13 protein-coding genes are annotated in these 10,494 nt (G+C 66.5%); 9 read left to right on the top strand and 4 right to left on the bottom strand.

Annotation, left to right across the window (positions count from 1 at the left end; translation table 11 throughout):
• From C100_RS28425 to ribH, 4 genes are all read left to right on the top strand, one after another.
• The coding region (locus C100_RS28425; protein WP_024018420.1) for a dihydrofolate reductase family protein at positions 1-363 on the top strand (363 nt) is incomplete at its 5' end.
• A gap of 74 nt (positions 364-437) precedes the next feature.
• The gene (locus C100_RS28420) at positions 438-1,052 is read left to right on the top strand and encodes a riboflavin synthase (protein WP_024018419.1); all 615 of its coding nucleotides are present in this window, start codon (positions 438-440) and stop codon (positions 1,050-1,052) included.
• 69 nt (positions 1,053-1,121) lie between these two features.
• Complete coding sequence (gene ribB, locus C100_RS28415; protein ID WP_024018418.1) at positions 1,122-2,405, top strand: 3,4-dihydroxy-2-butanone-4-phosphate synthase; 1,284 nt, start codon at positions 1,122-1,124, stop codon at positions 2,403-2,405.
• Between the two features lie 11 nt (positions 2,406-2,416).
• A complete protein-coding gene (gene ribH, locus C100_RS28410) occupies positions 2,417-2,839 on the top strand; it encodes a 6,7-dimethyl-8-ribityllumazine synthase (protein WP_024018417.1) in 423 nt (140 codons plus the stop codon).
• A 54-nt stretch (positions 2,840-2,893) separates the two neighbouring features.
• On the opposite strand, the gene C100_RS28405 is transcribed toward ribH, so the two are convergent.
• Positions 2,894-3,976: an alkene reductase gene (locus C100_RS28405; RefSeq protein WP_024018416.1), complete on the bottom strand. Its 1,083-nt coding sequence runs from the start codon at positions 3,974-3,976 to the stop codon at positions 2,894-2,896.
• A 164-nt stretch (positions 3,977-4,140) separates the two neighbouring features.
• Here C100_RS28405 and C100_RS28400 point away from each other — a divergent pair, with 164 nt between their 5' ends.
• The 4 genes from C100_RS28400 to ssb all read left to right on the top strand — a co-directional run bounded on the left by C100_RS28400 (position 4,141) and on the right by ssb (position 7,650).
• Positions 4,141-4,803: a COQ9 family protein gene (locus tag C100_RS28400; protein ID WP_024018415.1), complete on the top strand. Its 663-nt coding sequence runs from the start codon at positions 4,141-4,143 to the stop codon at positions 4,801-4,803.
• Between the two features lie 87 nt (positions 4,804-4,890).
• A complete protein-coding gene (locus C100_RS28395; protein WP_024018414.1) occupies positions 4,891-5,145 on the top strand; it encodes a FeoA family protein in 255 nt (84 codons plus the stop codon).
• Positions 5,142-7,013: a ferrous iron transporter B gene (gene feoB / locus C100_RS28390; RefSeq protein WP_024018413.1), complete on the top strand. Its 1,872-nt coding sequence runs from the start codon at positions 5,142-5,144 to the stop codon at positions 7,011-7,013. The genes C100_RS28395 and feoB overlap by 4 nt, the downstream gene beginning before the upstream one ends.
• 28 nt (positions 7,014-7,041) lie before the next feature.
• A complete protein-coding gene (gene ssb, locus C100_RS28385) occupies positions 7,042-7,650 on the top strand; it encodes a single-stranded DNA-binding protein (protein ID WP_024018412.1) in 609 nt (202 codons plus the stop codon).
• 100 nt (positions 7,651-7,750) lie between these two features.
• Here the strand turns inward: ssb and C100_RS28380 are convergent, their stop codons facing one another.
• The 3 genes from C100_RS28380 to C100_RS28370 form a co-directional block, all read right to left on the bottom strand.
• Positions 7,751-8,629: a UTP--glucose-1-phosphate uridylyltransferase gene (locus tag C100_RS28380; RefSeq protein WP_024018411.1), complete on the bottom strand. Its 879-nt coding sequence runs from the start codon at positions 8,627-8,629 to the stop codon at positions 7,751-7,753.
• An 89-nt stretch (positions 8,630-8,718) separates the two neighbouring features.
• Positions 8,719-9,195: a hypothetical protein gene (locus C100_RS28375; protein ID WP_442800302.1), complete on the bottom strand. Its 477-nt coding sequence runs from the start codon at positions 9,193-9,195 to the stop codon at positions 8,719-8,721.
• A gap of 143 nt (positions 9,196-9,338) precedes the next feature.
• Entirely contained in the window at positions 9,339-9,512 is a 174-nt protein-coding gene (locus tag C100_RS28370) for a DUF1674 domain-containing protein (RefSeq protein ID WP_084625294.1), read from the bottom strand.
• A gap of 88 nt (positions 9,513-9,600) precedes the next feature.
• On the opposite strand from C100_RS28370, the gene htpX reads away from it, so the two are divergent.
• On the top strand, positions 9,601-10,494 hold an 894-nt coding region (gene htpX, locus C100_RS28365; RefSeq protein WP_200866544.1), incomplete at its 3' end, for a zinc metalloprotease HtpX.

Here is a 10,494-nt window from a genome sequence, read left to right as displayed (position 1 = left end):
CGGCTGGACGTGCGGCTGCGCGGGCTGGAGGATCGGTCGCCGCGCCGCCTGCTGCTGACGCGCGGGGCAGCGCCGCGCGGATGGGAGCGAATCGGCGCACCCGAAGAGATCGCCACGCTGGACCGGATCGACCATCTGCTGGTCGAAGGGGGCGCGGAAACCGCCGCCGCCTTCCTGCGCACGGACCTGGTCGACCGGCTGCTGCTCTATCGCGCGCCGGTCATCGTCGGCGCGGGGCTGGCGGGGATTGGCGACATCGGCCTGGCGGAACTGGCCGCCGCCCATGGCCGCTGGCGCATGACCGACATGCGGGCGCTCGGCACGGACCGGCTGGAGGTTTACGCGCGGGTTCGGAGCGCCTAAGTCCCCATTCCAATTCCGCCGTTCGGCCATCGACAGCTTCTAACCGGACGGATCAGATTTTACAGGACGGCTCCATGTTCACCGGCATCATCACCGACATCGGCACGATTCGTTCGCACCAGCAGCGTGGCGACCTGCGCCTCGTCATCGGCTGCGGCTATGCGATGGACGGCGTGGCGATCGGCGCGTCGATCGCCTGTTCGGGCGCCTGCCTGACGGTGGTGGAAAAGGGCGCGGACTGGTTTGCGGTCGATCTGTCGGCCGAAACCGTGGCGCGCACCGCGCCGGGCCTCTGGAACGAAGGCGGCCGCCTCAACCTGGAGCGCGCGCTGAAGGTCGGCGACGAACTGGGCGGCCATATCGTCACTGGCCATGTCGATGGCATCGGCCATCTGGTGTCGGCCCGGCATGAAGGCGATTCGACCCGCCTCGTCATCCGCGCGCCCGCCGCGCTGGCCCCCGCGCTGGCGGCCAAGGGATCGATCACGCTCGACGGCATTTCGCTGACGGTGAACAGCGTCGAGGACCAGCCCGACGGCGCCGTTCATTTCGGTCTGAACATCATCCCGCACACCGCCGCCGCGACCACGCTCGACACGCTGGAGGAAGGCCGCGCCTTCAATCTGGAGATCGACGTGCTGGCCCGCTATCTCGACCGGATGCAGAGCCTTCGCAGCCGCACAATGTGATTTGCCCTTGCAATAATCACATCGCAGTGTGATATGCGACTGGTCCCATGCAGGGAAGGAGTCGTTTCCATGTCGTCCGCGCTTCTCGATACCGTCCGCAGCCTCGTGACCGACGGAGGCATGTCGCGGTCCGGCCTGGCCCGCGCCGCCGGCCTTCATGCCAACAGCCTGCGCAAACTGGGCGAGGCGGACTGGAACCCGACGGCCGAAACGCTGGGCAAGCTCGAAACCTATCTGCTCAAGCGCGAAGGCGGCACCGCCCTCGCCAGCCCCGAGGAAATCATCAACGAGGCCCGCAACGGCCGCATGTTCATCCTGGTCGATGACGAGGATCGGGAAAATGAGGGCGACCTCGTCATTCCCGCGCAAATGGCGACACCCGACGCGATCAACTTCATGGCGACCCATGGCCGCGGCCTCATCTGCCTGGCGCTGTCCAAGGAACGGATCGACCATCTGGGCCTCAGCCTCATGAGCCGCAACAACGGCACCCGCCACGAAACCGCCTTCACCGTGTCGATCGAGGCGCGCGAAGGCGTGACCACCGGCATTTCGGCCGCCGACCGGGCGCGCACCATCTCGGTCGCGATCGACGGGACCAAGGGCAGGGACGATATCGTCACGCCCGGCCATGTCTTTCCGCTGGTCGCCAAGGATGGCGGCGTGCTGGTGCGCACCGGCCATACCGAAGCGGCCGTGGACGTGGCGCGCCTTGCCGGGCTCAACCCGTCGGGCGTCATCTGCGAAGTGATGAAGGATGACGGCACCATGGCCCGTCTCGACGACCTCATCCCCTTCGCCCAGAAGCACAAGATGAAGATCGGCACGATCCGCGATCTCATCGCCTATCGTCGCCGGCACGACCATATGGTCGAACGCCGCGCCGAAACCATATTCCACAGCCAGTGGGGCGGCGACTGGAAGGCGATCAGCTTCTTCAACAAGGCGACCCAGACCGAACAGCTGGTGTTGCAGAAAGGCCATGTCACCCCCGACCAGCCGACCCTGGTGCGGATGCACCAGCTTTCGCTGCTGGCCGACGTCTATGGCGCCACCGGCAACCGCGCCGGGCTGCTGTCGCGGTCGATGGACATCATCGCCCAGGAAGGCGCCGGCCTGATCGTCGTGCTGACCAGCCCGACGCCGGGCGATTTCGTCAGCCGCATCCTTCAGCATCATGCCGGGCAGAAGGTCGCGAACATGGACGAGTTGCGCGACTATGGCGTGGGCGCGCAGATCCTCGCGGAACTGGGCGTGCATGACATGGTCCTGCTCAGCAACAGCCGCCACAGCCTGATCGCGCTTGACGGCTATGACCTGGCCGTGGTTGGGCAGCGCCCGATCGAGCTGTAAGGAAAATCATCATGGCCAAATTCCTGATCGTCGAAGCGCGCTTCTACGACCATCTCAACGACCTGCTGATCGAAGGGGCCAAGGCGGCGCTGGACGAAGCGGGCCACAAATATGAGGTGGTGACGGTGCCGGGCGCACTGGAAATCCCCGGCGCGATCGCGCTGGCGGCAGAAACCGGCCGCTATGACGGCTTTGTCGCGATCGGCGTGGTGATCCGCGGCGAAACCTATCATTTCGAAGTGGTGTCGAACGAAAGCGCGCGCGGCCTGATGGCGCTGAGCATGGACGCCATCGCCATCGGCAATGGCATATTGACCGTCGAGGATGAGGCGCAGGCGCTGGTGCGCGCGCGGCCCGACCAGAAGGACAAGGGCGGCGAGGCGGCCAAGGCCGCCATCGCCATGCTGGCGCTGCGCGAGCGCTTGGGCGCCTGACGCGCCAAGGGGCTCGCGTGCAGGCGAGCCCCTTGGCGCGTCAGGCGCCCGGCGTCACGCCACGGTTTCGAGCACCGGATAGTCGGTATAGCCTTCCGCCCCCTGGGTGTAGAAGGTCTTCGCATCCCACATATTGAGCGGCGCGCCGGTGCGCAGACGCTCCACCAGATCGGGATTGGCGATGAAGGGACGGCCAAAGGCGATGGCGTCGGCGACGCCGCTGTCCAGCGCGGCCTGCGCGCTGTCCACCGTGTAATCGCTGTTCAGGATCAACGGCCCCCGGAAATGCCGGCGGATCAGCGGCGACTGGCGCGGCACGTCGCTGCTGCCATAGGTGCCTTCCGGCGTGAGTTCGCGCAGCTCCAGGAAAGCGATGCCCAGCGCGTCGAGCGCCTGCGCCGCCACCGGGAACAGGCTTGCCGGATCGCTGTCGTCCGTGCCCTGGGTATCGCCATTGGGCGACAGGCGCACGGCGGTGCGGTCGGCGCCGATCGCATCGACCACGACGCTGGTCGCCTCACGCAGCAGGCGGACGCGGTTTTCCGGGCTGCCGCCATAATCATCGTCGCGGTGGTTGACGCCGTTGCGCAGAAATTCGTCGATCAGATAGCCGTTGGCGGCATGGATCTGCACGCCGTCGAAACCCGCCGCGATCGCGTTGCGCGCGGCCTGGGCATAGCTGTCGAGCAGCGCGGGAATGTCGGCGACCTCAAGCGCGCGGGGCGTTTCATAATCCGCATTGTCGCCATAGGTGTGGGCATGGCCCGGCGCGGCGATCGGGCTGGATGACACCGGCTGCTGCCCGGTCACGCTGGAATGGACGAGCCGGCCCATATGCCAGAGCTGGGCGAAGATGCGGCCGCCCGCATCATGGACGGCGGCGGTCAGCGGCTTCCACCCCTCGACCTGCTGCGGGGTCCACAGCCCCGGCGCATAGGGCCAGCCCAGCCCTTGGCGGGAAATGCCGGTCGCCTCGCTGATGATGAGGCCGGCCGAGGCGCGCTGGCGATAATAATCGACCATGACGGGCGTCGGCACATGGTCGCGCGTCGCCCGGCCGCGGGTCAGCGGCGCCATCAGAATGCGGTTGGGCGCCGAAACCGCGCCAAGCTGGATAGGGTCGAACAGGCTGGTCACTCAATAATCTCCCTTGCGATCAACGTTGCATATTGCAACTAAGATTGCTGCGCCCGGCAATTGGGAAACCGTCCCGCGAAGTTCAACCCCTTCGCGCGAACGGACGACCATGATCGATGCGGGATATGGTTGTGCGCCCGGCGCCGCCGCCCTAGATTGCCGGCATGAGCGAGACCCTGGACCTGACCCTCGACGAAATCCGCGCCCTGCTGGCGCCGATATTGCCCCGCCACGCCGCCTTTGACGGCTGGCGCCCCCCGGCGGTGGCGATGGCGGCGCAGCAGCAGGGAATCGATCCCGACATCGCGCAACTGGCCTTCGCCGACGGCCCGTTCGGCATGATCGACGCCTGGTTCGCCAGCATCGACGCCCGGATGGTCGCCGCGCTGCCGCCCGAAACGCTGGCGGCGATGTCGATCCGCAAGAAGATCGCGGCGCTGGTCGAAGCGCGGCTGGATCTGCTGGCGCCCGACCGGGAAGCGCTGCGCCGGGCCTATGCGGTCCTGGCGCTGCCCGCCAATGCCTTGCGCGCGGCGAAGCTGGGTTGGCGCGCGGCGGATGCCATGTGGCGCGCGGCCGGCGACGTGGCGACCGATTTCAACCATTATAGCAAGCGCATGACGCTCTCGGCTGTCTACGCCTCCACCCTGCTGGTGTTCATCGACGACGACAGCGAGGATCATGCCGACAGCCGCGCCTTCCTGGCCCGCCGGGTCGAGGATGTGATGCGTTTCGAAAAGGCGAAGGCCCAATGGCGCGGCCTTGGCGGTGGCGAACGGCTCAGCCTGTCGCGCTTTGTCGGACGGCTGCGCTACCCGGCGATATGATCTGCCGCGGCGCGGGATATTTCGCACTGGCCATTTCGTATCGGTATTGATAGTCACTCGCAGAAATAGCGTGCGAGTATCCTTCCCTTGCGTCTGACTGATCTGCCCTTGCGGCAACCCGCCTATATCGACCTGATCGATTGGAACCTCCTGTCCGCCATCGACGGGCAAAGGTTGCGGGAATTCGGCCTGTGCGAAGGCGCGAGCGTCGAGGCGCTGCACCATGGCGGGCTGCTGGGCCGCGGTCCGATCGCCTGCCGCGTCGGACGCATGACCATCGCCATGCGGCGCAACCATGCCGCCGCCATCACCGTGCGCACCGGCCCGGAGAGCGCGGCATGAGCGCCCTGCCCCTGATCGCGCTGGTCGGCAATCCCAATGCGGGCAAGAGCGCGCTGTTCAACGCGCTGACCGGCGCGCGGCAGAAGCTGGGCAATTATCCCGGCGTGACGGTGGAGCGCAAGGCGGGCCGCCTGTCCCTGTCCGACGGCCGGCCGATCGAACTGGTCGACCTCCCCGGCACCTACAGCCTGTCGCCGGCCAGCCCCGACGAACAGGTGACGCGCGACGTGGTGATGGGCCGCCAGACGGGCGAGAAGCGCCCCGACGCGCTGGTGATCGTGGTCGATGCCGCCAATCTGGACAATCATCTGCGCTTCGCGCTGGAACTGATCGCGCTTGGCCTGCCGACCGTGGTCGCGCTCAACATGGTCGATCTGGCCACCCGCGACGGCCTGGAACTGGACGCCGCCATCCTGTCGCGCGAGCTGGGCGTGCCGGTCATCTCCACGGTCGCGGTGCGCAAGCGCGGGCTGGACCATCTGCGCCAGGAACTGGAAGGGCTGCTGAACGGCGCGCCCCCCGCTTATCCCGCCGGGCCGGAGCGCGATTTCGACGCGATGCGGAGCGAAGCCCGGCGCATCGCCCGCGCCGCCATCGTGCGCGAAACCCCCTCGCGCCGCCTCACCGCGCTGGTCGACCGGGTGGCGCTGCATCCCGTCCTCGGCCTCGCCTTGCTGCTGGGGCTGCTCTTCGTCATGTTCCAGGCGGTCTATGCCTGGTCCGAAGCGCCGATCGCGATGATCGAGGGCGTGGCCGAAGCCGCCGCCGCCCTGGCGCGCGACGCGCTGCCCGACGGCATCATCCGGTCCTTCCTGGTCGACGGCGTCATCAACGGCGTCGGATCGGTGGTGGTCTTCCTGCCGCAGATCCTGATCCTCTTCTTCTTCATCCTGATGCTGGAAGCGACCGGCTACATGGTCCGCGCCGCCTTCCTGATGGATGGCATCATGGCGAAGGTCGGCCTGTCGGGCCGGGCCTTCATCCCGCTCCTGTCCTCCTTCGCCTGCGCCATTCCCGGCATCATGGCGACGCGCACCATCGCCGATCCCAGGGACCGGCTGACCACAATATTGATTGCGCCGCTCATGACCTGCTCGGCGCGGCTGCCCGTCTATGCCGTCATCATCGGCGCCTTCATCCCGGCCCGCGACATTTATGCGTTCGGAGGGGGCTATGGCATAGGCTTGCAGGGCTTCGTCCTCTTCTGCCTCTATCTGGCCGGCATCGTCGGCGCCATGCTGGTCGCGATGGTGCTGCGGCTGACCGTCACCAAGGGCGCGAGCGGCGGTTTCCTGATGGAAATGCCCAAATATCAGTGGCCCCGGCCGCAGGACATATTGCTGGGCCTGTGGCAGCGCGCGATCATCTTCCTCAAGCGCGCAGGCACGATCATCTTCACCTCCACGGTGATCCTGTGGCTCCTGCTCAGCTTCCCGCGCGTGCCCGACGGCGATCCCACCAGCCAGGTCGATCATTCGATCGCCGGGCGGATCGCAAGCGGCCTTAATGTCGTGCTGGAGCCGATCGGCTTCAACCGCGACATCTCGCTGGCGCTGATCCCGGCGATGGCGGCGCGCGAAGTCGCGGTGTCGGCGCTCGCCACCGTCTATTCGATCGACGCGGGCGACGATGAAGCCGCGCTGGAACAAAGCCTGGGCGAGCGGTTGAAGGGGCAATGGCCGCTGCCCACCGCCCTGGCTTTCCTCGCCTGGTTCATCTTCGCGCCGCAATGTATTTCCACCATCGCGGTCACGCGGCGGGAGACCAATGGCTGGAAATGGCCGATGTTCATGGTCTTCTACCTGTTCGCGCTGGCCTATGTCGCGGCGGGCGTCACCTACTGGACCGCGACGGCGGCGGGACTATAAGGACCGTTTAACGCGTTTCGGAGGAATCATGGCAGGCTCGGTCAACAAGGTCATTCTGGTCGGCAATCTGGGCGCCGACCCGGAGGTCAAGAGCTTCCAGAATGGCGGCAAGGTGTGCAATCTGCGTATCGCCACGTCCGAAAGCTGGAAGGACCGCAACACCGGGGAGCGCAAGGAGCGCACCGAATGGCACAGCGTCGCGATCTTTTCCGAAGGACTGGTGGGCGTCGCCGAACGCTTCCTGCGCAAGGGGTCGAAAGTCTATATCGAGGGTCAGTTGCGCACCCGCAAATGGCAGGACCAGTCGGGCAATGACCGCTACACGACCGAAGTCGTGCTTCAGGGCCTTGGCTCGGTGCTGACCATGCTCGACGGCGCGCCGGGCGGCGGCGGCGGTCAGGGCGGCGGCTATGGCGGTGGCGGTGGCGGCCGGTCGCAGGGCGTCAGCGACTGGCAGGGCGGATCGGCCGGCTTTGGCGGCGGCGATTATGATGATTTCGGCGGTGGATCGGGTGGTGGATCGGGCGGGAGCCAGGGCAGCGGCTTTGGCGGCGGCCGGTCGCAGGGCAGCGGCAACCGCGGCGGCACTGGCGGCCCGAATTTCGACAATGACCTGGACGACGAAGTGCCGTTCTGACGGACATCGCATCGCAATCAAAAGAAAGGGCGGCTCCCGGTGTGGAAGCCGCACTTTCTTTTGCGTCGCCTGATTATCTCTGGGCCAATGGCCTCCTGTATCAGCGGGCCAGTTCTTCCGTCGCGAAGGCGCGAATATGGTCGCCCAGGTCCGCGCGCTCCAGCGCCAGCGCCAGATTCGCCTCGATATAACCGGCCTTGGACCCGCAATCGAACCGGCGCCCTTCGAAGGTGACGCCGTGGAAAGGCTGCGTCCCGATCATCGACGCCATCGCGTCGGTCAGCTGGATCTCGCCGCCCGCGCCCTTTTCCTGCGTCTCCAATATCTTCATCACCTGCGGCTGGAGGATATAGCGCCCCGGCACGATCAGGTTGGACGGCGCCGTGCCCAGCTTGGGCTTTTCGACCAGCCCCTTCACCTCCGTCAACACGCCATCACGCGCGCCCGGATCGATGACGCCATAGCTGGGCGTATCGTCCATCGGGATTTCCAGCGCGCAGACCAGGTTGCCGCCCAGCTTTTCATAGGCGTCCACCATCTGCTTCAGGCAGCCATTGCCCTTTTGCCCCTTCATGAACTCGTCGGGCAGCAGGATGGCGAAGGGTTCGTCGCCGACGATGTCGCGCGCGCACCAGATGGCATGGCCCAGGCCCAGCGGCTCCTGCTGGCGGATGAAGACGGCGTTGCCGGGCAACAGCCGCGTGCCTTCCAGCGCGCCCAGATCCTTGCCCCGCTCGCGCTGGGTCGCTTCGGTTTCATAGGCGATGTCGAAATAATCCTCGATCGCGCCCTTGCCGCGACCGGTGACGAAGATCATCTGCTCGATGCCCGCCTCGCGGGCTTCATCCACCGCATATTGGATCAGCGGCCGGTCGACGACCGGCAGCAATTCCTTGGGCACCGCCTTGGTTGCGGGCAGGAAACGGGTGCCAAGGCCGGCAACCGGAAAAATGGCTTTGCGAATAGGCTTGTTGGACATGCTGCTCCATTCTCGCTGCAACGCGGAAAGACCTGCCTGAAATCGCGGCGGAAGCCGCAAAGGTCAAGTGTTTGCGCAGGCCAAACGCATCATACCGCGAGAAGTCGCTGCGCCACCTCTTCCAGCGCGGAAATTTCGCCTTCCAACTGGTCGAGCGAGACGTGAATCTGGTTGTTTCGCAGGTCGCGACAGGCAAAGCCACCCGGCTCGGGCTGCTGGAATCCCTGAATGATGAGCGCGCGAAAGCGGTCGATCCGCTGCATGTCGCGCTCGATCGCCGAAATCTCGGTCAGCGCGCTGGCATTGCGGCGGTCGCGCATCGCCACCATCGTGCGCAATTCGGTCATCAGCTTGCTCATGCTGGGCCGGGTGCGCGCGCCCACGGTGCGCACATCGCCCATGGCGTCGCGCATCATCCCGATCTTCGCCTCCAGGCTTTGCTCCAGCATGGTCCAGGCGCAGATCAGCCGACCGACCGAACACAGCAGCGCCGCATCCTCCGGCGCATATTCCGAAACCGGTTTCACATTCACGTCAGATACCAGATGTACACCCACGCCCCGCAATCTCCTTATGCTCCCGGTCCTGCGCAGGCGGTGGGGCAAAAGGCCAGAGTCAGGGGCTTGGCTCCCCGCAACCGCGGCACGGGCCATCGGCAGCCGTGCGAAAAGGGCGGCGAATCGTGCGCTCGCGCCGGTGGAAGCGCCGGTCAGAAGTCGATCGCGATGCCCTTGCGCTCCCAATCGCCATAGCGAACCGGGCTCAATTCCTCGTCATGCGGGGTGGGATTGTCGATCGGGTCCGGCTGCGGCACCGGCGGGCTTTTGGACAGATGGGCGGGCGGGGTCACATGCGCGGGGCGCTTGCCGTTGAAGGTTCCCATGGAAGCGGCCTTTCGATTGCGGAAGGGGCCGGTCAACCCCATATTCACGTCCTGCCCGCTATCTGGGCGGCAACGGAGTGCAATGCAAGTGAATGGCATGAAAACGACCATGTTGCTGGCCGCGCTGACGGCGCTGCTGATGGCGCTGGGCTATACGCTGGGTGGCAGCGGCGGCGCGATCATCGCGCTGCTGGTCGCGGCGGGCATGAACCTCTTCACCTTCTGGAATGCCGACAAAATCGTCCTGTCGATGCACAATGCGCGGGAAGTGGATGAACGCAGCGCGCCCGAATTTTACGGGCTGGTGCGGCAACTGGCGCAGCGCGCCGGGCTGCCGATGCCGCGCGTCTACCTGATCGACCAGGACGCGCCCAACGCCTTTGCCACCGGGCGCAATCCCGACCATGCCGCCGTCGCCGCCACGACCGGCCTGCTCGCCATGCTGAGCCGCGACGAGGTGGCCGGGGTGATGGCGCATGAGCTGGGCCATGTGAAGAACCGGGACACGCTCATCATGACGATGGTCGCCACGATCGCGGGCGCCATTTCCATGCTGGCGCAGTTCGGCCTCTTCTTTCGCGGCGGCCGGGACGATGGCGGCCATGGCAACCTGATCGCCAGCCTGCTCGCGGTGATCGTCGCGCCCTTCGCCGCGATGATCGTGCAAATGGCGATCAGCCGCACCCGCGAATATGGCGCGGACCGCGCCGGCGCGGAAATCAGCGGCAACCCCCAGGCGCTCGCGTCCGCGCTGGCCAAGATTGCGGGCCGCGCGCAGGCCATCCCCAACCCGGTGGCGCAGCGCAACCCGGCCGCGGCGCAACTCTACATCGTGCCGACCCATGTCAGCGAACTGTTTTCCACCCATCCCGCCACGGAAAAGCGCATCGCCGCCTTGCAGGACATCGCCGCCGAGATGGGGGCGCCCGCGATGACGGCACCGTCGCGCGTGTCCGCCCTTTCCCCCACCGCCCCGTCCCCC

This window comes from Sphingobium sp. C100 (assembly GCF_000508185.1).
Classification (GTDB): domain Bacteria; phylum Pseudomonadota; class Alphaproteobacteria; order Sphingomonadales; family Sphingomonadaceae; genus Sphingobium.
The sequence above is the reverse complement of the archived record's forward strand: the minus strand, read 5'-3'. Positions and strand labels throughout refer to the sequence as shown.

Excerpts from the sequence above, each read along its gene's own strand:
- C100_RS28420 (WP_024018419.1), top strand. The coding sequence starts at position 438 with ATGTTCACCGGCATCATCACCGACATCGGCACGATTCGTTCGCACCAG.
- ribB (WP_024018418.1), top strand. The coding sequence starts at position 1,122 with ATGTCGTCCGCGCTTCTCGATACCGTCCGCAGCCTCGTGACCGACGGA.
- ribH (WP_024018417.1), top strand. The coding sequence starts at position 2,417 with ATGGCCAAATTCCTGATCGTCGAAGCGCGCTTCTACGACCATCTCAAC.
- C100_RS28400 (WP_024018415.1), top strand. The coding sequence starts at position 4,141 with ATGAGCGAGACCCTGGACCTGACCCTCGACGAAATCCGCGCCCTGCTG.
- feoB (WP_024018413.1), top strand. The coding sequence starts at position 5,142 with ATGAGCGCCCTGCCCCTGATCGCGCTGGTCGGCAATCCCAATGCGGGC.
- ssb (WP_024018412.1), top strand. The coding sequence starts at position 7,042 with ATGGCAGGCTCGGTCAACAAGGTCATTCTGGTCGGCAATCTGGGCGCC.
- C100_RS28380 (WP_024018411.1), bottom strand. The coding sequence starts at position 8,629 with ATGTCCAACAAGCCTATTCGCAAAGCCATTTTTCCGGTTGCCGGCCTT.
- C100_RS28370 (WP_084625294.1), bottom strand. The coding sequence starts at position 9,512 with ATGGGAACCTTCAACGGCAAGCGCCCCGCGCATGTGACCCCGCCCGCC.